Annotated in this window: 25 protein-coding genes and 2 tRNA genes; 9 read left to right on the top strand and 18 right to left on the bottom strand. The window is 39.5% G+C overall.

Annotated elements, in window-relative coordinates; genetic code table 11:
• Positions 1–7: 7 nt before the first annotated feature.
• Complete coding sequence (locus tag DBX24_RS05125; protein ID WP_120489755.1) at positions 8–724, bottom strand: polyprenol monophosphomannose synthase; 717 nt, start codon at positions 722–724, stop codon at positions 8–10.
• 89 nt (positions 725–813) lie between these two features.
• Here DBX24_RS05125 and DBX24_RS05120 point away from each other — a divergent pair, with 89 nt between their 5' ends.
• From DBX24_RS05120 to DBX24_RS05110, 3 genes are read left to right on the top strand one after another with little or no spacing between them, the layout of a single operon-like run.
• Positions 814–1,458 (top strand): DUF4271 domain-containing protein, encoded by a 645-nt coding sequence (locus DBX24_RS05120; protein WP_160224162.1) that lies wholly within the window; start codon positions 814–816, stop codon positions 1,456–1,458.
• A gap of 8 nt (positions 1,459–1,466) precedes the next feature.
• Entirely contained in the window at positions 1,467–2,207 is a 741-nt protein-coding gene (locus DBX24_RS05115; RefSeq protein ID WP_160224160.1) for a uroporphyrinogen-III synthase, read from the top strand.
• A 30-nt stretch (positions 2,208–2,237) separates the two neighbouring features.
• Positions 2,238–2,969: a YebC/PmpR family DNA-binding transcriptional regulator gene (locus DBX24_RS05110; protein WP_160224159.1), complete on the top strand. Its 732-nt coding sequence runs from the start codon at positions 2,238–2,240 to the stop codon at positions 2,967–2,969.
• Between the two features lie 348 nt (positions 2,970–3,317).
• Here the strand turns inward: DBX24_RS05110 and ytxJ are convergent, their stop codons facing one another.
• Positions 3,318–3,650: a bacillithiol system redox-active protein YtxJ gene (ytxJ, locus tag DBX24_RS05105; RefSeq protein ID WP_160224157.1), complete on the bottom strand. Its 333-nt coding sequence runs from the start codon at positions 3,648–3,650 to the stop codon at positions 3,318–3,320.
• 149 nt (positions 3,651–3,799) lie between these two features.
• Between ytxJ and DBX24_RS05100 the strand changes: the two genes are divergently transcribed.
• From DBX24_RS05100 to recA, 3 genes are all read left to right on the top strand, one after another.
• Positions 3,800–4,687 carry a bifunctional 5,10-methylenetetrahydrofolate dehydrogenase/5,10-methenyltetrahydrofolate cyclohydrolase gene (locus DBX24_RS05100; RefSeq protein ID WP_120489760.1) on the top strand — a complete coding sequence of 296 codons (888 nt, stop codon included), beginning with the start codon at positions 3,800–3,802 and terminating at the stop codon, positions 4,685–4,687.
• 48 nt (positions 4,688–4,735) lie between these two features.
• Positions 4,736–5,368 (top strand): 7-carboxy-7-deazaguanine synthase QueE, encoded by a 633-nt coding sequence (locus tag DBX24_RS05095; RefSeq protein ID WP_160224156.1) that lies wholly within the window; start codon positions 4,736–4,738, stop codon positions 5,366–5,368.
• Positions 5,369–5,571: 203 nt separating this feature from the next.
• A complete protein-coding gene (recA, locus tag DBX24_RS05090) occupies positions 5,572–6,606 on the top strand; it encodes a recombinase RecA (protein WP_160224155.1) in 1,035 nt (344 codons plus the stop codon).
• A gap of 143 nt (positions 6,607–6,749) precedes the next feature.
• Here recA and DBX24_RS05085 read toward each other — a convergent pair whose 3' ends face one another.
• Together DBX24_RS05085 and smpB are read right to left on the bottom strand one after the other, a co-directional pair.
• Positions 6,750–8,216, bottom strand: coding sequence for an OmpA family protein (locus DBX24_RS05085; protein ID WP_120489763.1), 1,467 nt, complete (start codon positions 8,214–8,216; stop codon positions 6,750–6,752).
• Between the two features lie 76 nt (positions 8,217–8,292).
• Positions 8,293–8,751, bottom strand: coding sequence for an SsrA-binding protein SmpB (gene smpB / locus DBX24_RS05080; RefSeq protein WP_120489764.1), 459 nt, complete (start codon positions 8,749–8,751; stop codon positions 8,293–8,295).
• Positions 8,752–8,853: 102 nt separating this feature from the next.
• Between smpB and DBX24_RS05075 the strand changes: the two genes are divergently transcribed.
• Positions 8,854–10,482, top strand: coding sequence for an ABC-F family ATP-binding cassette domain-containing protein (locus DBX24_RS05075; protein ID WP_160224154.1), 1,629 nt, complete (start codon positions 8,854–8,856; stop codon positions 10,480–10,482).
• A 10-nt stretch (positions 10,483–10,492) separates the two neighbouring features.
• The gene (locus DBX24_RS05070) at positions 10,493–10,930 is read left to right on the top strand and encodes a hypothetical protein (RefSeq protein WP_120489766.1); all 438 of its coding nucleotides are present in this window, start codon (positions 10,493–10,495) and stop codon (positions 10,928–10,930) included.
• Between the two features lie 64 nt (positions 10,931–10,994).
• Here the strand turns inward: DBX24_RS05070 and DBX24_RS05065 are convergent, their stop codons facing one another.
• The 3 genes from DBX24_RS05065 to DBX24_RS05055 all read right to left on the bottom strand — a co-directional run bounded on the left by DBX24_RS05065 (position 10,995) and on the right by DBX24_RS05055 (position 13,617).
• Positions 10,995–11,387, bottom strand: coding sequence for a sugar 3,4-ketoisomerase (locus DBX24_RS05065; RefSeq protein ID WP_120489767.1), 393 nt, complete (start codon positions 11,385–11,387; stop codon positions 10,995–10,997).
• 83 nt (positions 11,388–11,470) lie between these two features.
• Positions 11,471–12,550, bottom strand: a complete 1,080-nt coding sequence (locus tag DBX24_RS05060; RefSeq protein WP_160224153.1) for a glycosyltransferase — start codon at positions 12,548–12,550, stop codon at positions 11,471–11,473.
• A complete protein-coding gene (locus tag DBX24_RS05055) occupies positions 12,547–13,617 on the bottom strand; it encodes a glycosyltransferase (protein ID WP_160224152.1) in 1,071 nt (356 codons plus the stop codon). The genes DBX24_RS05060 and DBX24_RS05055 overlap by 4 nt, the downstream gene beginning before the upstream one ends.
• Positions 13,618–13,638: 21 nt before the next feature.
• Here DBX24_RS05055 and DBX24_RS05050 point away from each other — a divergent pair, with 21 nt between their 5' ends.
• The gene (locus tag DBX24_RS05050) at positions 13,639–14,526 is read left to right on the top strand and encodes a glycosyltransferase family 2 protein (RefSeq protein WP_160224151.1); all 888 of its coding nucleotides are present in this window, start codon (positions 13,639–13,641) and stop codon (positions 14,524–14,526) included.
• Between the two features lie 51 nt (positions 14,527–14,577).
• Here DBX24_RS05050 and rnpA read toward each other — a convergent pair whose 3' ends face one another.
• The 11 genes from rnpA to DBX24_RS04995 all read right to left on the bottom strand — a co-directional run bounded on the left by rnpA (position 14,578) and on the right by DBX24_RS04995 (position 22,367).
• A complete protein-coding gene (rnpA, locus tag DBX24_RS05045; RefSeq protein ID WP_120489770.1) occupies positions 14,578–14,925 on the bottom strand; it encodes a ribonuclease P protein component in 348 nt (115 codons plus the stop codon).
• Positions 14,922–15,650, bottom strand: a complete 729-nt coding sequence (locus DBX24_RS05040) for a tRNA threonylcarbamoyladenosine dehydratase (protein ID WP_160224150.1) — start codon at positions 15,648–15,650, stop codon at positions 14,922–14,924. The genes rnpA and DBX24_RS05040 overlap by 4 nt, the downstream gene beginning before the upstream one ends.
• A 21-nt stretch (positions 15,651–15,671) precedes the next feature.
• Complete coding sequence (hemE, locus tag DBX24_RS05035; RefSeq protein WP_120489772.1) at positions 15,672–16,697, bottom strand: uroporphyrinogen decarboxylase; 1,026 nt, start codon at positions 16,695–16,697, stop codon at positions 15,672–15,674.
• 22 nt (positions 16,698–16,719) lie between these two features.
• A complete protein-coding gene (locus DBX24_RS05030) occupies positions 16,720–17,400 on the bottom strand; it encodes a uroporphyrinogen-III synthase (protein ID WP_160224149.1) in 681 nt (226 codons plus the stop codon).
• The gene (gene hemC, locus DBX24_RS05025) at positions 17,401–18,306 is read right to left on the bottom strand and encodes a hydroxymethylbilane synthase (protein WP_160224148.1); all 906 of its coding nucleotides are present in this window, start codon (positions 18,304–18,306) and stop codon (positions 17,401–17,403) included.
• Positions 18,293–19,570 (bottom strand): glutamyl-tRNA reductase, encoded by a 1,278-nt coding sequence (hemA, locus tag DBX24_RS05020; RefSeq protein WP_120489775.1) that lies wholly within the window; start codon positions 19,568–19,570, stop codon positions 18,293–18,295. The genes hemC and hemA overlap by 14 nt, the downstream gene beginning before the upstream one ends.
• Before the next feature lie 160 nt (positions 19,571–19,730).
• Positions 19,731–19,808: transfer RNA gene (locus tag DBX24_RS05015), tRNA-Val, on the bottom strand.
• Between the two features lie 8 nt (positions 19,809–19,816).
• Positions 19,817–19,891 (bottom strand) — tRNA-Val (locus tag DBX24_RS05010).
• A gap of 32 nt (positions 19,892–19,923) precedes the next feature.
• Positions 19,924–21,168, bottom strand: a complete 1,245-nt coding sequence (locus DBX24_RS05005; RefSeq protein WP_160224147.1) for a bifunctional folylpolyglutamate synthase/dihydrofolate synthase — start codon at positions 21,166–21,168, stop codon at positions 19,924–19,926.
• Between the two features lie 133 nt (positions 21,169–21,301).
• Positions 21,302–21,694: a DUF2753 family protein gene (locus DBX24_RS05000; protein WP_160224146.1), complete on the bottom strand. Its 393-nt coding sequence runs from the start codon at positions 21,692–21,694 to the stop codon at positions 21,302–21,304.
• 166 nt (positions 21,695–21,860) lie between these two features.
• Positions 21,861–22,367 carry a rod shape-determining protein MreD gene (locus tag DBX24_RS04995; RefSeq protein ID WP_120489777.1) on the bottom strand — a complete coding sequence of 169 codons (507 nt, stop codon included), beginning with the start codon at positions 22,365–22,367 and terminating at the stop codon, positions 21,861–21,863.
• Positions 22,368–22,371: the final 4 nt, after the last annotated feature.

Below are 22,371 nucleotides of genomic sequence, written 5' to 3'. Positions count from 1 at the left end.
TCAAAGATTATAACTTACCAAGGAGAGATTTCCACCTGAGATTCAGAATCCCCAGCACCGCTTCACCGATAATACCGCCATTCATTTTACTCTCGCCCAAAATCCTGTTGGTAAAAATAATAGGAACCTCGTTTATTTTTAATCCTTTTTTGAAGACCCTGTACTTCATCTCCACCTGAAAACCATAGCCTTTTAATTTCACCTGATCTAGGTCTATCTTCATCAGGGTTTCTCTTTTAAAGCAAACAAAACCCGCAGTAGTATCATAAATGGGGATTCCTAAAATAAAACGGACATATTTTGAAGCGAAATATGAAAGCAATACCCTACCCATAGGCCAATTGACCACATTCACGCCTTGAGAATACCGCGAACCTACGGACATATCCGCTGTTTGGCAGGCATCGAGGAGTTTGGATAAATCAGCAGGATTGTGGGAGAAATCAGCATCCATCTCAAAGATATAGTCATAACCGCGTTCCAATGCCCATTTAAACCCGTGGATATACGCCTTACCAAGACCATCTTTCTGCTTTCTTAGCTCGAGGTGGAGCTCATCAGCATAGGATTTTTGGAGCTCTTGCACAATCTGTGCAGTGCCATCTGGCGAGGAATCATCCACCACCAAAATATGAAAGCCCTCCTGTAAAGCAAATACCGCTTCCACAATGGCTTTTATATTTTCTTTTTCGTTGTAAGTGGGGATTATGACTATTTTTTTCATCTTATCTGTCTGCAAATATATGTATATGAGGATTAGCTTGTAGCATCTCTATTCTAAAAAAAATAAATATTTTTGCTAAAATTTTGAAGTTGGTAAGATTAGTAGAAAATAATGATTGGGTTACTGCAAGCCTTTTCCTGAGTATATTAGCACTGGTTTTTGTACTTATTTCTCTCAACCGAGGGAGTTCTATAAAAGAATTTATCACTCAAAAGGCAGAGGGCTCTTCCAATGTTTTTCTTAGCTGGGTGATATCTTCCGCTGTATTTTGCCTGCTTTCATCGGTTTTGTTCTCGCAGTATATCCCCATAGTTCCAAAATTTGTAGATGAGCTGAATATATTAGGAATATCGCTTAACAAATTAGGCTATTGCCTTATAGTAGTGCCCTTATTTTATCTGATAAAAGCAATACTCTCGTTTATTTTCTACCAGTGTATCAACCAGAAGAAGAGGTTTATGAATATGCAATTTTCTGCCTCTCGATTATACTTCTCTGGGAGTATTGTTTTAATCCTGCTGGTATTCATTAATTATTACTTTGATTTGGATAGAAAAATGCTCTTCCCCTATTTAATTACAGGGATGTTTGTATTGTATCTCTTCAAATTATTAACCTATAGTCTGAATGAGAGGGGGGCTCTGCCCAAAGAATGGTTTTATAAAATATTGTATATTTGCACGCTCCAAATCGCACCGATGTTTGTACTATGGAGATTAGTCTTTTTTAATTAAGTTAAAGAATGAAAATACGCTCAATTTTGGTTTCACAACCAACGCCAAACGAATCTTCTCCGTATTGGGAAATTGCAAAGAAAGAAAAGGTAACGATAGACTTCCAACCGTTTATCCACATAGAGGGAGCTGATTCTAAGGATTTGAGAACACAGAAAATCGACCTTTCCCAATACACAGGAGTAATACTCACAAGTAAAAGTGCCGTAGATCATTATTTCAGATTAGCAGAGGAAATGCGCTTTCAAGTACCCGACAGTATGAGGTACATTTGCCAAGCTGAGAATATTGCCAACTACCTGCAAAAACACATCGTTTACAGGAAAAGGAAAATCAGCTTCGGGCAGAAGACCTTTAAGGATATGATGCCACTTTTCAAGAAATATCCAGATGATAAGTACCTCTTGCCATCCTCCGATGTGCTAAGCCCAGAAATACCCAAAATATTAGAAACCGCAAAAATAGAATGGAAACGGGCGATTATGTTTCGTACCGTAAGCTCTGATGTAGCTCATATCCCCATCAAGGATTATGATATGCTGGTATTTTTCAGCCCGCAAAACATTAAATCTCTATTAGAAAATTTCAAAGATTTTGAGCAAGGAGATACACAAATTGCCGTATTTGGGGCAAACACCCAAAAAGCAGCAGAAGAAGCAGGGCTAAGAGTAGATCTAATGGCACCTACAAAAGAAACTCCATCTATGACGATGGCGATAGAGCAGTACATCAAAAAAATAAATAAATAACAAACAGACTTAAATAAAACCAAACGAATAATGGGACGAGCATTTGAATACAGAAAAGCATCTAAACTCGCAAGATGGGATAAAATGGCAAAAACCTTCTCCAAAATCGGGAAAGATATCGCCATAGCAGTAAAAGCAGGAGGAGCAGACCCAGAATCTAACCCTGCCCTCAGAAGATGTATACAAAATGCAAAAGGAGCAAATATGCCGAAGGACAATGTAGAAAGAGCCATAAAAAAAGCCTCTGGTGCAGATGCCGAGCATTACGATGAGATTACCTACGAAGGATACGGGCAAGGAGGCGTAGCTTTCTTTATAGAATGCACCACAAACAACCCTACCAGAACCGTAGCCAATGTAAGAGCGATATTCAATAAATTTGATGGTAACCTCGGGAAAAACGGTGAGCTCTCCTTCATCTTCGATAGAAAAGGAATCTTTACGATAGACAAATCCCTCATCACCATAGACTGGGAGGATTTTGAGATAGAAATGATAGACGGAGGTGCAGAGGAAATCGACAGTGATGATGAAGAAGTAATGATTACCACTGCATTTGAAGACTTCGGGGCAATGTCTCACAAACTCGATGAAATGGGAATAGAAGCAAAAAGCGCCGAGCTGCAAAGAATCCCAAACAATACAAAAGAAGTGAGCGAAGAGCTGTTTAACATCAATATGAAAATGCTCGAAAGATTTGAGGAAGACGATGATGTACAGAATGTCTATCACAATATGGAAATCCCTGCCGATTTCATCTAAATGAAAGACAGCTCCGTAAAACAAAAACATCTTTAAATAGTTTTAAAGATGTTTTTTTTGCCCCCTTTGAAGAAAAAAAGCGAGAAAAAAAATTCATCCTATCTAATAATCTCCTCACTTCTTTACAAAATCAATAACAAAACAGTCTGAAATATCATAAAAATTTATGTTTTTAATCTTGCCCATATTGCGTGTGCAATTCGCTTGCAAGCGAATATCTTGATTTGGTTTGTAACGAATTTTTAGATTTCTATACCTTATATATAAGGTATTAAATAAGTGCACCACCTGCAAGATGCCGTCAGCTGGAAGCTGTGCATCACCCGCAAGGTACCACGCTGTGGGTAGCTAAAGCAATGAAATATCAATTTTTCTGTGCGAGGCATCTGCCACGGCTTTTCCGTCTTTCAAAATGATAATCTGCGGACTCTGATGCACCACACCAAAACGCTCGGCAATCTCATTAGAAATATCCCTATACCGTAGCAGACTAAGAAAATAATACGCTACATCTGCATTGCTCTCTTCTATCTGCTCTTCAAATTTAGAAAGCACACCTTTACTTATGGAGCAGCGAGTGGAATGTTTAAAAATCACCACCGTTCTCTCGTGAGATTCTTCCACTGCCTTATCTAAATCTTCGATTGAGGAAATCACCTTCCAAAGCTCTGTTTTTATCATAATTTCTGCTTTTAATGCCCGCAAATGTATCCATTTTAATAGAGAGGAGCAATGCCCAGCTCTACAAAAAACTAAAGAAAGAAAACCCCTTGTTTTGGTAAATTTAATTACCTTTGCGGCTCAAAATTTTAAATCTAAAACAGAGTAAAATGGCACAGATTCTTGATGGTTTAGCCCTTTCTAAACAAATCAAATCCGAGATTAAAGAAGAGGTAGAAAAAATTTTAGCGAGGAAAAGAAGAGCCCCACACCTTGTAGCTATCTTGGTTGGAAACAACGGAGCGAGCAAGGCTTATGTAAATTCCAAAGTAAAAGATTGCGAAGAGGTAGGCTTCACCTCATCTCTCATCAAGTTCCCCAACACAGTTTCCGAAGCAGAACTATTAGAGAAAATAGATGAACTCAATAAGTCCAAAGCAGTAGATGGCTTCATCGTGCAACTCCCCCTTCCAGAGCAAATCGATCAAGAGAAAATCATCAACGCTATTGACCCAAGAAAAGATGTAGATGGCTTTCACCCTGAGAATTTCGGTAAAATGGCTTTGGAGATGGATACTTTCCTACCTGCTACGCCTTTCGGAATCCTTACCCTCCTTGAGAGATATAATATCGATACAAAAGGAAAGCACTGCGTAATCATCGGCAGAAGCCGAATCGTAGGAAAACCAATGAGTATCTTAATGGGCAGGAAAGACTTCCCGGGCAACTCCACTGTAACCCTCGTACATTCTTACACCCAGAATATAGAGGAGTATACCAAGCACGCAGATATCGTTATCACTGCACTTGGAACGCCAGATTTCCTTAAAGGCAATATGATAAAAGACGGTGCCATCATTATAGATGTAGGGATTACAAGAGTGGATGACAGTAGCCTGCCCAAAGGCTACCGACTGGCAGGCGATGTAGATTTTGAAAGCTGTAAAGACAAAGCCAGCTGGATAACGCCCGTACCTGGCGGCGTAGGACCGATGACCCGAGCAATGCTGATGAAAAACACCATTCTCGCCTACAAAACTTCGGTTTATAACGACTAACGAGAAGAGATACGATAGCAAAAAAGCTATCCCAAAGAAACGATTTTAATGACAAAAGACAAGCAAAGCGAATTATTGAAACAAGGTAAAATGCTCCCCATAATGGAGCATTTTTACACGATACAGGGAGAGGGCTTCCACGCAGGAAGAGCAGCATATTTCATCCGACTGGCAGGTTGCGATGTAGGATGCCACTGGTGCGATGTAAAAGAAAGTTGGGACGCCGAGCTACACCCCATTTTAGATGTAACCAGCCTCGCAAAAACCGCTTCCAAGCACTGCAAAACCATTATCATCACAGGTGGTGAGCCCCTAATGTGGAACCTCAGCCCACTTACCACAGCCTTAAAAAACAGCGGCTGCACCATACACATAGAGACCTCTGGAGCACATCCCCTTAGTGGCCACTTAGACTGGATTACCCTCTCCCCTAAAAAGACCAAAATGCCCCTCCCAGAAGTCTATTCCAAAGCCGATGAATTGAAAATGATTATTTTCAACAACCACGATTTTAAATTCGCCTTAGAGCAAGCCGAAAAAGTTTCCGAAAACTGCCTCCTCTACCTGCAAAGCGAGTGGAGCAAAAGAAATGAAATCTATCCTAAAATCACCGACTTTATCCTCTCCCACCCTCAATGGCGCTTGTCCATTCAAACTCATAAATACCTTAATATCCCCTAACCTAAAGGGTCTTTGACCCTTTTTTATTTTACCTAATGATTTTGGTCTTACCAAAATAAAGATTATACCCTAAATCCAAAGAAAACTAGGTTTTATTATCAATCCTTTTTTATCTCAAAGCATCACCCATTTTATAGTCAGAAAGGTACTGAAAGTAATACTTTCCGATTTATTTATGTATTTTTGGGCAAAAATTGTGATTTATGGCTTCAGAAACTAAAAAAACTACCGAAAAACCTGAAAAGGTAGATGATAAAAAGAAAGCACTAGCTCTGGTGCTCGAAAAATTAGACAAAACTTACGGCAAAGGTACCGTAATGAAATTGGGCGATAGCTCTATTGATTCCTCCATAGAAGTGATACCTTCGGGTTCGCTGGGGTTAGATATTGCCCTTGGCATCGGAGGCTATCCTAAGGGGAGGATTATTGAAATCTTTGGTCCAGAATCTTCTGGTAAGACTACTCTTACACTCCACGCGATTGCCGAAGCCCAGAAACAAGGAGGCACGGCTGCTTTTATAGATGCCGAGCACGCATTTGACAGGAGCTATGCTGGTAAGCTCGGTATTGACTTGGATGAGCTCATCATCTCCCAGCCAGACAATGGCGAGCAGGCACTGGAAATAGCCGATAACCTCATCCGCTCTGGAGCTATTGACCTTGTGGTAATAGACTCAGTGGCTGCCCTTACCCCAAAATCCGAAATTGAAGGAGAAATGGGAGATTCCAAAGTAGGACTCCACGCAAGGCTGATGTCTCAGGCATTGAGAAAGCTGACATCTACCATTTCCAAGACGAAATGTACCGTAATTTTCATCAACCAGCTAAGGGAAAAAATCGGGGTAATGTTTGGAAATCCTGAAACAACAACAGGTGGTAATGCACTTAAATTCTATGCTTCGGTAAGGATTGATATTAGAAAAGCTGCAGCTCCTATCAAACAAGGTGAAGAAGCTATCGGAAGCCGAGTGAAAGTAAAAATTGTGAAAAATAAAGTTGCCCCTCCATTTAAGCAAGCAGAATTTGATATTATGTATGGAGAGGGAGTTTCTAAAGCAGGAGAAATACTTGACCATGCTGTAGAGCTCAATATCGTAAAGAAAAGTGGTGCATGGTTTAGCTATGGAGATACTAAACTCGGGCAAGGTAGAGATACAGTAAAAGACCTTATTAAAGATAACCCCGAGCTCTCTGAAGAATTAGAAGCTCAGATTAAAGAAGCATTAGCGAATAAATAAATTTTCTCTATTAATACAAAAGCTCTCTGCGGTTTCGCAGGGAGTTTTTTATTTCCCATATCTCTGGAGAGATAAAGAAATTTTTATACATAAAAAAGTGGTACAGCTATATGCTATACCACTTTAAATTTATCAGTTAAATCTTATTTCTTCTTTTTAGAAGTTTTTTTAACTGCTTTTTTCTTCACTGGAGTAGATGGTAAATCTGATTTTTTATAAGTTTCCCATTCTGCACCAGAGATTGCTCTTACGATTACTTTTCTATCTGCTTGTCTTTCTTCATCAGATGCTGTAGCTGGTACAGTAGCTTCTTGAGAACCAAGACCGATAGATTTAAGGTTTTCTGGATTTACACCTCTCGCTTCAAGAGCTTTTACAACAGCTGCTGCTCTTTGTCTTGAAAGTTTCAAGTTGTAAGCTGGATTACCTTTCGCATCAGTAGTACCGATTACGATAAAGTTTTCAGCTGGAGCATTCTTGATGATACGAGCTGCTTCATCCAGTTTATAAGCAGATCCTGCTTGGATGGTTGCTTTGTTGAAATCAAATAAGATATCTTTCAATGTCTCAGTAACAGCAACTGCTGTTGGTTTAGGACAACCGTTGTATTCTGGAACACCTGGTACTTCAGGACAAGCATCATCTTTATCTAAGATACCATCACCATCAGTGTCTGGCCAAGGGCATCCGTTGTTTTCAACTGGTCCTGCTACATCTGGACAAGCATCATCTTTATCAAGAACACCGTCACCATCAGTATCTGGCCAAGGGCATCCGTTGTTTTCAACTGGTCCTGCTACATCTGGGCAGTTATCATCTTTATCTGGAACGCCATCACCATCAGTATCTGGGCAACCTTGGAATTCTGGAAGACCTGGTTCATCAGGACAAAGGTCATCTTTATCCTTGATACCGTCTTTATCTCTATCGGTATTTCCAAATCTGAATAATAATGAAGCAGAAGCCTGCCAGAAGTGTGGCACATCAGACTTATCCATTACTGTAGATACATAATCCCCTTGAATACCAAGACCAAAGTTTTTAGTAATCCAGAAGTTAGAACCTAAACCTCCATTAACAGCAAAGAAATCTTTTCTTCTTTGAGTTGCAGGAGCAGATTGGAAACCTGCATAAGTTACATCATTAACAACATCTCTTGCTGGGAATGTCATATTTGTGTAATCATGTCTTAGGTAGTTAGCTCCAACTCTTAAATAAGGATCAAACCAAGAATCTTCATTTCCGAAAAGAAGACCAGCAACTTTCACTTGAAGACCAAGACCAGTCATCAAGAAAAATTCTTTGTCAGTTTCAAATCTCTTGTTATCAATATTACCAACAGAAGTCTGCCAGTCAAGTACAAAACCTTTACCTAAATTTCTCGCAACAGTTAATTTAGATAATGGTGGAGTAATTGTGTAATTATTGATATTAAACAAGTGTTTTCCTGTAAGGTTATCAAATAATTTCCCTACACCGCCTTTAGCTGCAGCATGATTCACCCCATGTGCTCCTACTCCGATCAACCACGGATTTGAAGTAGTCTGAGCGAATACAGAAGAAGCAACTGTAAGTGCTAATGCTGCAATTCCTAATTTTAGATTTTTCATAGATAAATGATTAAATAATTGATTGTGCAAAATAAATATAAAATTTCCTTATGTACAAGGTTTTTATGTGTTTTTTTTAACCTTTCTTTAAGATCCTGTCTAAATTTCTCTTATTTTCTCTATCTTTTATAGATTCCCTTTTGTCATATAATTTTTTCCCTCTCGCCAAAGCAATGACGAGCTTAGCCTTTCCTCTATTATTTATATATAGCTTAAGAGGTACGATGGTTATTCCTGTATCTTTTAATTTTCGTTCCCATTTATAAAGCTCTCGGCGGTGTAATAGCAACTTCCGCTCTCTTTTTATCTTATGATTATAGAAAGTCCCGAGTTTATATTCATCTATAAGCATATTAATAATGTATAACTCCCTATCTATAATCTGGCAGAAAGCCTCTGCAATGGAAGCCTTTGATGATCTTAATGATTTTATTTCTGTTCCTGTGAGGACTATTCCTACTTCCAAGTCTTCGAGGATTTCGTATTCAAATCTCGCTCGTTTATTGAGTATCGTTACACTTTTTTCTATCTTCATTTCAATGTTTTTGGTTATCTATATTCCATAGACTCAGCTTTGTATATCAGCTCAAAATATTTATTTTCTTTTTGTACTTTTGCCGCAAATTTACAAAACCTTATGTTAACAGTATCAAACTTATCTTTACAATTCGGAAAAAGAGTCCTTTTTGATGAAGTAAATATAAAATTTACCAAAGGCAATTGCTACGGAATTATCGGGGCAAATGGTGCAGGTAAATCTACTTTCCTAAAAATACTAAGTGGGAAGCAAGAGCCTACAACGGGAAATGTTTCATTAGAAACAGGCAAGAGGATGTCTGTCTTGGAGCAAGACCACTTTGCTTATGATCAGTTTACGGTATTAGAAACCGTACTGAGAGGGAATAAAAAGATGTTTGAAATTAAAGAGGAAATGGACGCCCTGTATGCAAAACCTGATTTCTCCGATGAAGACGGGATAAAAGCTGGCGAGCTCGGTGTGATATACGATGAAATGGGCGGTTGGAATGCCGAGACCGATGCTCAAACGATGCTATCCAATGTAGGTATAAAAGAAGATATGCACTATCAGATGATGAGCGAACTGGAGAACAAAGACAAAGTCCGCGTACTCCTTGCTCAAGCGCTTTTCGGTAATCCAGATGTGCTGATTTTAGACGAACCTACCAACGACTTAGATATTGATACCATTGCGTGGTTGGAAGATTTCCTTGCGGATTATGAAAATACGGTGATTGTAGTGTCTCACGACCGTCACTTCTTAGATGCTGTTTGTACCCATATCGGAGATTTAGATTACTCCAAGCTTAACCTTTATACAGGGAACTATTCTTACTGGTATCAGGCATCTCAGCTTGCCACGAAACAGAGAGCTCAGGCAAACAAAAAAGCCGAAGAAAAGAAAAAAGAGCTTCAAGAGTTTATCGCAAGGTTTAGCTCAAATGTAGCAAAAGCAAAGCAAGCTACAGCAAGAAAGAAAATGCTCGATAAGCTCAATATCGAGGAGATTAAACCTACTTCCAGACGCTACCCTGCCATTATCTTTGATATGGAAAGAGAAGCGGGCGATCAAATCCTTGAAATAAAAGGATTGGAAAAAACAAAAGATGGAGAACTGCTCTTCTCTGCTGTAGATCTCAACCTTAAAAAAGGAGATAAAGTAGCCGTTATTTCTAAAAATTCACTGGCGATTACGGAGTTTTTTCAAGTGATTTCAGGGACGCTTCCTGCCGATAAAGGCGAGTACAAATGGGGAGTTACTACCACTCAGTCCTATATGCCACTCGATAATACCGATTATTTCAAAGACCAAAGCCTCAACCTCGTAGATTGGCTAAGACAATACACCAAAAATGATGAGGAAAGGCACGAAGAATTCATCCGTGGCTTCCTCGGAAGGATGCTATTCTCGGGAGATGAGGCATTAAAATCCTCCACCGTACTCTCGGGAGGAGAAAAAATGAGGTGTATGTTTAGCCGAATGATGCTCCAAAGAGCCAATGTACTCCTCCTCGATGAGCCTACTAACCACCTTGACTTGGAAAGTATCACGGCGCTAAACAACTCACTGACGAATTTCAAAGGAAATATCCTCATCGCTTCACACGACCACGAATTGCTTCAAACCGTGTGTAACCGAGTAATAGAAATCACTCCAAAAGGACTTATCGATAGAGAAATGACCTACGATGAATACCTCGAAGACAAAAAAGTAAAAGAACTAAGAGAACAAATGTATAATGTATAAGTAACAATCTATGAAAAAAACATTCTTAAGCACAGCGCTCATCGCTGCACTTGTGGCTGTTTCTTGCGGAGGTACGCAAGACCCACAACTTCAAAAATTAGAAACACAGAAAGAGATTTTAGCACTCAACACGAAGCTCAACAGCCTTCAGATTGAATTAGAAAAAGAGAAAAACAGCTCACAAGAGCTAAATGCAGAAGCATCTTCTCTCAACTATCAGGCAAATGCACAGACTACCAGCTTCTCTTCCTCCGATGCGGCTACTACCGCAAAAGATGCCAAGCAAACAGCTCAGCTTCTCGAAAAAACCGAGACTGCCAATAAAAAACTGGCAAAAAGCCAAGCTAAAATTGCTGATCTGCAAAAACAAATTGATAAAGTACAGCGCAAGCTGGACAAACTCAACCAAGAAATTAATTTTGTAGACAAACCCACAACTGATAACTAACAAAAAAGAGCGCAATTAAGCGCTCTTTTTTTGTTAAAAATATTAGCTTTCCTTTATAAAGTAACTACCTACGGCTTGCAATAAATTCATCATAGTCTCGGATATAGTCTTCTTCCTGATAAACATCGGAAGAGAGAACGAGGCATACCGCTCCAGAGGAAAAATGTTTTAGCTCTCGCCAGTAGCCATTGGGGATGAGAAGCCCTTTATTCGGAGTATTCAGGTGTATGGTAGAGGTCTCTTTACCATCATTAAGAATCACATCAAAACTGCCACTCAATGCAATGAGAAATTCCTGCTGCTCCTTGTGGGCATGCCCTCCACGCTCGGCTCCACTGGGTACATCATAGAGGAAATATACCCGCTTAAACACAAATGGGAGAATATCTTTCTCAATAACCGAGAGATTACCTCTTGGGTCTTCTATCTTCGGTAAGCTAATCATTCTAAATTTCATAATTATATTTTTGATGAGGCTTTATTTAACCTAAAAAATCGAGGCAATTTACATAAATTATCATTCTTATTGAAATAAGCTGGCTAAGTTTTCCTTTGTGATAGGAGGACTTGCCAGCGGTGCATTATTTCTTTCAGCTGAAATCGTTTTGAAGTCTCTACCGCATTCTCTGAAAAGGAATGGAGGAACTCGGGGTGCTCTATCAGCTGGAGGATTTTTTGGGTATAGTCATCTTCATCTTCTGCTACCCATCCGTTTTTACCATTGATAACGATATCATCTGCCTCTGTTTTGTGGCAAACAACAGGAAGCCCAAGTGCCATAGCCTCTATAAAGACCATTCCAAAAGGTTCAGAATATGCCGAATGTAAGAGAAAATCCGCCTCTAAATACCTCTGCTCAATATCTCGAACAGGAGGAAAGACTTTCACCTGGTTTTCTAAGCCCAACTCAGAAATCAAAGGCATTATTGAATAGTTTCCAGTGGCTTCTCCATAGATTTCCAATTGATAATCGGGATGCTTCTGTACTACTTTTTTCCAAGAGCGTAGCATTCTTTCGTAGCCTTTTCGTGGGGTGATGAGCCCTACAGCTATTGCTTTTTTATGATGAAGAGAAGACTGGGCATCTACCAAAAAGGGAATAGGATTCGGGATTGCCAATTGCTTACTCTCAGGAACAAATCCGAGCTTAAACTGCTCTTTGAGGACAATAATCTTATCAAATTTCTTTATCTGATGCCTGATAAGCCACTGATAGATTTTATTTTTAATACCAGAATAATATGCCTGATTTAAAAACGCATCGGTAGAGGAATGGATTTCATACATCTTGATTGCTTTGGGGTACAGACAATCATAGATGAGGAAACTTTTAAGCCCGTTATCGGTAATGAAAATCGCATCTGGGTTTAAGGCTTTATTGAGCTCACGAACTTCCTTTCTGAAACCAAAAATATTGTGCAAACCGATATTTTTATACTTAGAAAAATGAATCTTTACCTTTTCAGAAAAAGAAAAAAAGGTTGTTTGGCTATCATCATTCGTAGAAAAGATATGCACCTCATAGCCCAAAGCATCAGCAAACGCATTTGCCTTTAAGGAAAGCACTCGGGAGACTCCACCAGAGTTGGTAATCCCTGTACTGATGTATAACAACCTCATCTTTTGTGTTTTTTAAATAATTCTTTCCATTCGGAAATAAAATTTTCTACGCTAAATATCTTTGCACTTTCCTTTGTATGGGCTTTTAGATACTCGTATAAGTTATGGTCTTCTGCCAGAAGATTCATTCCTTTTATAAATTCATCTTCGTTTTGGTTTTCTATGAGCAAACCATTTTCCTTATTAATGATAATCTCTGCTGGACCCGTGGGGCAATCAAACGCAATGACAGGAGTTCCCAGCATTAATGATTCTATAAGCACGGTAGGCAATCCTTCATATTTGCTGGAAAGCACGGTATATTTTGCATCAGCAATATACTGGTAGGGCTCTGGGATAAAACCTTTAAAATCCACCAAATGCTGTATTCCTAATTCATTTGCCAGCTCTTTCATCATTTGCATTTGGCTACCATTACCTATAATCATCAGCCGTATACCCTTAGATGGTAGGAGACTCTTTGCATAGCAACTGAGCAATACATCTACTTGCTTTTGATTGTCATCTGCCATTCGGGAGAGGGTAATGATATACTCACCTCTGTTATTCGAATAGTCCTTACTAAAACCTACGGGATTATAAATCGTATGAAAATCTAAACTCGGGAATTTCTTTTGTAACGAATGAGCCAATGCTTTAGAAACACAGATAAAACTCCCGCTATAGAGAAACCTATTCAGCCTCTCGCTCCTGAAAAGGAAGCTATCCACATCTGCCGAATGTATATAATGAAATACCTTTTGATTTCTGTAAATATACTTTGACCAGAAGAACTCCATCAAAAGATTAAGCCTGCATCTGTGGTCTATAATAAAGTCAAAATCCTCCTGCTTTAAGGATTTTGCAAACCGCATATAAGCCTTCATCTTACTCACTCCACTCAGTGCATCTATGGGGTACTGATGTAACCTGCCCGCATAATGATATCCCACCTGAGAACTCAGCACATAGAGATGAACCTCACAGCCCATCTGGTGAAAAGCAAAAGTACTGTTGGAAACGATACGCTCCAGTCCCCCTTCCGAGAACTTATAGATAACGATTGCTATTTTGTAGTTTTTATTCATTACTTTTGGGAAAATCTTTTTATGGACTTGCCTCTTGTTTCCATTGTTTGCAACTGCTACAACCACGCTCCGTATGTTTTGGAAGCCATACAGTCCGTACAACAGCAGACTTACAAAAATATAGAATTAATTGTTCTGGACAATGGCAGTACAGACGATTCCCTCCATATTATTCGAGACTATTTAAAAGACTTCCCAGAGGTCAGATTCATTCATCTCAATGAGCCCCTCCCCCTCCCCAAAGCATTCAATACAATGTTTAAATATACCAATGGAGATTTTCTCATCGATCTTTCTGCGGATGATGTACTCCTGACCGACTGCGTTCAAAAACAGATAGATTTCTTCCAAAAACAGGATGATAGCACGGGCATCGTTTTCGGAAATGCCTACCTTATCGATGAAAATGGACAAAACCCCACGCCTTTTTTTGATGTAGATAATGAAGGAAAGGTGCTCGACAGCCGTCTCCACAGCTTTGATTACTATCTGATGCTCCACAGCGGAAAGACCTTCTGCTCGGTGAGTGCTATGATGCGCCGCACCCACTTCATCGCCCTCAATGGCTACGATGAAAGCCTCTTCTTTGAAGATTTAGACTACTGGTACCGCCTCTCGAGACGCTTCAGAATACGGTTTATCGATGATTTCTTGGTAAAAAAACGCCAGCTCAACCACTCGCTCGGCGCCCAGATTGATGCCAAAGGAAAACACACCCACCTCCTCAACCTCTCCTTGATAAAAATCTACCGCTCTGCCATCTCCTACAACTCCCCAAAAGAGAACAAAGCCCTCCTCCAAAGGATACATTACAGTATGAGCGTCTGCTTTCAGCACCGCCTCTGGGCAGACCTCCTCCGCTTTACTTACCTAAAATTCCTCTGCCAAGTCCATTGCCTTTTTAGGTAAAGGTCTTTATATTTTATTTAATGGAATAAATAACCCAAAAGGAGAGGTATTTCAGAGGAGTTTTAGGAAGTCAGCCTCTACGGTTTGGTAGTTGGGGGGAAGCTCTGGGGAAATCCAGAAAAGCATTGCGAGGGTTTGGCTGCCGAATTTCTGTGCAAAGGCTTCTTTATGGTGGCGATAGACCGCTCGCAGGAGGCGCTTGGCCCTGTTTCGGTCTATGGAGCGTTTGAAGAGTTTTTTAGAGGCAGAGACCCCTACTTTGGGCTTTTGTACCTCATCGGAGGAGGTGAAAACAAGCCTTACGGCACCTGCCGTACGCCATTTCCCCTTTTTAAAAAGAAGGGCGAAGTCTTTATCTTGTTTCAGTTTTTCCGAGCGAGGGTAGGCGTACTTTTTCAATCTTCAATTTTTAAAATATGGTTGATGGCTTCAGCAGCGGCATAAAGCCCAAAAATGGCAGGCATAAAGCTCATTGTGCCGTAGAATGATTTTTTAAACTGCGAGCCATCGGTCATTTTAAGGCTATCCTCCGCCTGAATCTCATTAGAGAACACACAGCGGAAACCTTTGTTTATATTTTCCTTTCTGAGCCTTTTGCGAATCTGCTTGGCAAGGAAGCAATTATTCGTCTTGCTGATGTCTCTCACCATTACCATAGACGGATCGGTCTTGCCGCCTGCACCCATAGCACTTACGAGTTTTATCTTTCGTTTTCGGGCAGCTTTTATGAGCTCAATCTTGGGCGAAACACTGTCGATACAATCCAGAATATAATCAAAATCTTGCCCATCGAGCAGGGGCTCCATATTTTCAGGATTGAGGAACTGATGAAGAGCCGTAAGCTGAAGATAAGGGTTGATATCCAAAAGCCTCTGGGAGATGAGCTCCGTTTTTGCTTTTCCAATGGTGGAATGCAGGGCGGGTAGCTGCCGATTAATATTCGTAATATCCACTGTATCGCCATCTACGATGGTCATTTTGCCTACGCCTGCTCTTGCAATAAATTCGGCTGCAAAGCCTCCTACCCCACCGAGCCCAACGACTAAAATATTCGCATTCTGAAGCCTCTCTACACCAGTTTTTTTTATGAGAAGCTCGGTTCTTTCAAGCCAGTTCGCCATCATTTATAAATTCATCAATCTCGATTAAGGTTTCCAGTCCACCACAGCGCGAACAAAGGCTTCGGCGTTTTCCAGAGGGATATTCGGCAAGATTCCGTGCCCGAGATTTGCGATGTATTTGTCTTTTCCAAAGCGATGAATCATCTCGCCTACCATTCGCTTAATTACCTCTGGTGATGAATGCAGTCGGGCAGGGTCAAAATTCCCTTGCAGGGTAATTCTGTTCTGAGTAAAATGCCTCGCAAGCTCTGGACTCACCGTCCAATCTACTCCCAAAGCCGATGCTTTACTAAGAGACATCTCCTCTAAAGCATACCAACAGCCCTTAGCAAAAACTACAGTGTGGGTAACCTTAGACAGCTCCTCTACGATCTGATGGATATACTTCCAAGAAAATTCTCTATAATCTTCTGGGGAAAGCATACCGCCCCAAGAATCAAAAATCTGAACCGCAGAAACTCCTTTTTCTACCTTTCTTTTGAGATAGGCGATGGTGGTATCTGTAATCTTCTGCAAGAGCTGATGAGCAACTTCTGGCTGCTGAAAACAAAAAGACTTAGCGATATCAAATGCCTTTGAACCTTTTCCCTCTACGCAGTAGCAGAGAATCGTCCAAGGAGAACCGGCAAAACCTATAAGCGGAATATCATTATTCAGCATTTGGAGGCTGAGCTCTATGGCATCAAATACATAGCCTAAGGTTTCATCTACTTGGGGAAGTTTAATGGCATCTACCTGTGCTTGCGTTCGGATAGGGGTTTCAAGCCAGGGACCTATACCTTCCTTCATTTTGAAATCTATACCCATCGCCTGCGGTACTACAAGGATATCTGAGAATAAAATTGCAGCGTCTAACGGAAATCGTCTAATGGGTTGTACGGTAATCTCGGCTGCTAATTCTGGAGTTTGGCACCGAGTGAAGAAGTCATATTTATCTCTTAGAGCAATAAATTCTGGGAGATATCTCCCTGCCTGTCTCATCATCCAAACGGGAGGCCTTTCTACCGTTTCACCTTTTAAAGCTCTTAAATATAAGTCGTTTTTAATCATAATTATATCTATACTCACAAACTTAGAATTCGGTATTCTTTATGGAATGAAAAATCCCATCTAAGTTTGCCTCATTATTGGTTATTATATTCTTGATATTGTATTTTTTGAGTTCGTCTTCAGTAGTTCGCCCAATAGCAAAGACTTTTGCTTGTCCTATATCATTATTTGTTAGAACACTCCGAACGCCACTTGGGCTAAAAAAGACGATGCCGTCATAGTTTTCATTAATTTCTGGATAGAGAAGTTCGGTATCATACACCACTATCCTTCTATAACTAATATTTTGCAATGGGAGCTTGTTATTAAACAGATCCAAAGCCAGATTACCACAAAAATGAATGTAGCACTCTTCATTGGCTTTATTGATAATAAAATCTATAAGCACATAGGCATAAGAAAAGACCTTATAAGTATTTACTCCATACTTCCTAAGCTCTCTTTTGGTTTTAATACCTACGGCATAGACCCTATTAAAGCACAGCCTGTTGGTAAAATCCTGATTAAGAACAAAACCATTTTCAAAGAATGATTTTACGCCATTTACACTGGTAAAGATGATGGATTTCCCCCGTACATTAAAGGGTTTTACTTTCCTGTTTTTAATTCGGATAGCCTCTATATATTCACAATAAAACGAGCCTCCAAGTATATTGGAAACTAATTGTTCGTCTATTTTCTTTGTGAATAGAATTTTCTTCATCTATAATTTGAGGCTTTTCATTATTTCTTCTCCTCCTTGCCTTAAAACCTGCTCGGCTAATATTTTACCATATTTTTGATTAACGCTAAAACTGAATTTTTCGTTTATTTCAATACATTTTTTTCCATCAAGGGAGCATAATCTGCCTTTAAATACCATCTCACTGCCCTGTATATCGGCAATAGCACCAATGGGAGCCGTACAACCACCCTCCAATGTTTGGAGAAAATCCCGCTCTACCTCTACGCAATACTGGGTATTAAGATGATTGATTTCTCTCACTCGATTATTTAGCTCATCATTATCTCCATCTCTCCCGACAACTACTACCACCCCCTGAGAAGGTGCAGAAATCATAAATGGAAGCTCTTCATAGGTTATATTGAGGTTTAAGCGCTTAATTCCCGCCAATGAAAACAGGGTAGCATCTGCCAAGCCATCTTCTATTTTTTGGAGGCGGGTATTTACATTTCCTCTGATATCTACAAAACTCGTATTGGGGAATTGCTTTGCCCAAAAAGCTCTTCTTCTCAGGCTACTGGTAGCGATTTTCAAATCTTGAAGCGGCTTATCTTTAGCTGCCGTACTGCGCACCAATACATCTTGAGGAAAATCTCTTTCCAAATATGCCAATACTTTTATCCCTTCTGGAAGCTGAGTAGGCACATCTTTAAGTGAATGTACTGCAATATCAATCTCTTTATTGAGAAGTGCCAGGTCTAAATCTTTGGTAAAAACCCCTGTAATCCCCATAGAATAGAGAGGCTGAGAGAGGTTTTTATCTCCTGTGGATATGATGGGGAATACCTCTGTACTTAGGTTCAAGGCTTGTAATCTACGCTCTACTTCGCGGGCTTGCCATAGTGCTAATGGCGAATGACGAGTCCCTATTTTAATGCTTCTCATTAAACTCCTTATTGGGTTGTTCTACTAAAATCTCGTGCATCATTTTACTTACTTCCTCCGCTTTCCAAGGGTGGTCTATAATATATTTTGCAAAACGATTGGTTATTTTCTGTATTATTTTCTCCGAAAGCTCCATATCATCTATATTCACATATCTGTGTTTTTTATGGATATTATGCATTTCGTTTCTCTCCATATTTTTGAGTACGGCTTTGAAGTGATGAATCTTCGGAGCCATTTTTCTGGTCTTCTCCCATTCAAAAAAATCCTTCATCATCAGTTTAATGATTTGCTCTGCTTTGGGGATTTCCTTTCTCCTCTGCTCCATTGTCTCCTGTATCTGTACCGAGAGCTGATCTACATCTATCAAGGTGATATTCGGGTTTTCCAGAACGGTTTTATCCACATTATTCGGGATAGAAAGGTCTATAATAAGGGTTTTCTTTCCATTATTTGGGAAATGTTCTTTATTGATAATAGGTGTTTTGGCTCCTGTAGCTACGATGAGTATATCGGTTTGGGGTAGTTCATCATTCAGGCGCTCATAAGGGATGCTCGGGATATGATATTTCTCTGCGATTTTCTCTGCCTTCTCACTGCTGCGGTTGGCGATTTTAATCTTAGGCTGATAGATGTGCTTAATGAGATTATCCACCGTATTCTGACCAATCTCTCCCACTCCGAGCAGGAGGATATTCTTCTCCGAGACATTCTGCTGATGGTTCAAAATATAATGCACCGCCGCATACGAGACCGATGCTGCACCATTTGAGATTCCTGTTTCATTTTTTATTCGTTTGGAAATCTGAATTGCCGAATTAATCGCTCTTTCAAGGTAAGGATTAGAATTTTTTTTCTCTCTTTTGAATCGGTTATACGCATTTTTTATCTGCCCAATAATCTCAAAATCGCCAATAATCTGGCTTTCTAATCCACCCGCCACTCGGAAGAGGTGGTTCAGGGCATCTTCCCTGTTGAGCACCGTAGCGAAGCGCATAAAATCGAGCAAATGCACCCCTATTAGCTTACAATATTCCTCCACGATGAAGATATAGTTGAGCGTAGTGGTATAGATTTCGGTTCGGTTACAGGTAGAAACCACAAAAGCATCTCCCAGCTGTTTCTCGCTTATCCTTCGTACAAATTCCTTTACATTTTCATCAAAAAAAGCAAACTTCCCGCGCGTTTCGGCATCTGCTTTTTCATAGCTAATGCTCAGCACAGAAAAGTTTGAGGTCTTGTGTATGTCCAGATTTTGCTTCATTGCGTGCAAATTTACTTCTTTTTTGGGGACATAATCTCTTTAATCAATAAAAATGAGACTTCACCCTCTTCTTTATATTATTATAGCAAACTCTCCCCAAGAATAGATAATGACCCTCCTATTGCATAAAAAAAGTCTAAAACCTGATGATTTTAGACTTTGGTGGGTTCTAAGGGATTCGAACCCCTGACCCTCTGGGTGTAAACCAGATGCTCTGAACCAGCTGAGCTAAGAACCCTTGCTCGGTGGGCGGTGAGGGATTCGAACCCCCGACCCTCTGGGTGTAAACCAGATGCTCTGAACCAACTGAGCTAACCGCCCTCTCGTTTTGAGTGGTGCAAATATACAGTTTTTTATTTACCCTCCAAATTTTCTTTTAAAAAATCTCCAACCACAAAATTACTCCCTCCTATAAAGATCATTTCGTCTTTTTTGCAGGATTTTAATGCAGCTGTATATCCATCATTTACACTATCGAATAGGTGATAAGAGATTTGCTGAGCCTTCAATAAATCTTCGTAGTCTTTGGGGTGTCTCCCCCTCTCTACCGATGGTTTCACGAAATAATAACACGCATTTTTCGGGAGAATGGAGAGGACTTTATCTATTTTCTTATCATTTACAAAGCCTAAAATGATGTGCTTAAAGACAGGCATTGAACAAAGCTGGGAAAAAACCTCCTCTAATCCCGCTTGGTTATGCCCCGTATCACAAATGGTGAGTGGCGCACGAGAGAACTCATACCAGCGACCGATAAAACCTGTATTCTTCTGTACATTCATTAGCCCAGCAGCGATATCCTCTTCGGTGATGATGATGCCCAAATCCTTTAAAACATCGATAAGAGACAAGACTACACGGATATTTTTCTGCTGATACCTTCCCTTTAAATCGGTGGTAAAAGGAGAATCCCGCTCTGTAGCATCAATGAATGGGCTTCTGTTTTCATCTGCTATTTTTCTGATGATTTCCTTTACAATGGCATCATCACTGCCGCAAACGATAGGAATATCGGGCTTTATAATTCCTGCTTTCTCTTGGGCTATTTGCTCCAGAGTCTCGCCTAAGATATCCTGATGGTCAAGGGATATATTGGTAATAGCGGAGAGCATCGGGAGGATGATATTAGTAGAATCCAGACGACCACCAAGCCCCACTTCTATAATGGCAAAATCTACCTGATTCTTGTAGAAATAATCAAACGCCATAATAGTAGTATATTCAAAAAAAGAGGGCTTGATATCATCTTTCGGAAGGTTTTTTAGCTTTTGTATAAAGCCGAACACAAAAGTCTTATCACAGTTGTTACCATTAATTTTTATCCGCTCTGTAAAATCAATGAGATGAGGAGAAGTAAAGAGCCCCACTTTATACCCCGACTGCTGCAAGACGGAGGCGAGCATATTACTGGTAGAGCCTTTACCATTGGTACCCCCTATGTGGATGGTCTTTATCTTTTCTTGTGGATTTCCAAAGAAATCGCAGAGCCTACGAATGTTTTCCAAGCCTGGTTTATATGCTTTTTTACCATTAATTTGATAATTGGGTGCTTGCACAAAGAGCCAGTCTATTGCCTCCTGATAGTCTTTTTCGTTCATAGAAAGATTTTGCCAAAGATACACATTTGGCAGCCAGCCTGCGAAACATAAAAACAAAGGAATCATTCAGTGCGAACAATTCCTTTACAAATAAATATTGGTTGTAAAAAAGTATTATCTATGAAAATATCTTCTATTTTAATTGGTATTTATTGATAAAATCGGTATAACTTACAAGGGCAACCTTTATCTCTGTCTGATATTCTTGTTCTGTAATTTCTTTATTTTTAAAGAGCTTTATAATATAGGCAATCATCTTTTTCATCATTTCTTCTGCCTGCTCTATACAATTCATCCTCTCATAAATATGAATAATATTCTTAAATGAAGAAACCAGCAGACTCATAAAAGACACCTTTATACTCCTGCACGCATAAGTATGCAAATTCAGAACCTCAGCACGGTACAAGGCTTCCTTATAAAATTCCAAGGCTTCTTTATAGTTTCCTGATTTCATCAGTTTATCCCCAGATTTTGTTTTCAGTTCCCAAGCCTCTTTGATGTGCAAAATGCAAGAACTACTCATCTATTAAAGATTTTAGTGATTAATAAAGCGTTTTCAGCATTAATTGACCTTGCAAATATAAAAAGTTAGATTAAACTAACAAATTTTATGAGAAATTTTAACAATTGGACAAAAACTTCTCTTATGACAAAATAAAAAAGGGCTATAAAAAGCCCTTTAAGAAGATTTATACTTTTTCTTTTATTCTAAATGCAATGGCATAAACCAGTATAAAAAAGAAAGAGATAATACTTGTAATACATACATTAATAAGTATATCTACCGCTCTTGAAAGTTTAAAATACTCGAGGAACTGCACAATAAACTGATGCAGAAAAACACTCATCAATATAAAAAAGATGAATTGCGACCACTGTATAGACTGGAAAGAGAAGAAATCAGTATCCGAATCTGTAGAAGTACGGAAAATAATCGTTCTAAAATAGGCGATAAGAGTAGTTGCAAAGGCATTTACTCCCCAAGTGCCAATATTGGCATCTATTACAAATCCCAAAAGAAAACTGAGCAAAAGAAAGATATATTTATTTCTAAAAAAAGGATAAAACATAACAAACATAGGATACATTACAGGAGTATACTCTCCGAGAATATTAACTCTGCTCAGTACCACTACCTGAAAAACAGCAAGCACAGAAATGAAAATTATATCTGAAAAAATATTTCTGGTTATCATATCC

Source organism: Bergeyella cardium, from assembly GCF_009914665.1.
In the GTDB taxonomy this organism is placed as follows: domain Bacteria; phylum Bacteroidota; class Bacteroidia; order Flavobacteriales; family Weeksellaceae; genus Bergeyella_A; species Bergeyella_A cardium.
This window is presented reverse-complemented; position numbering and strand designations above follow the sequence as displayed.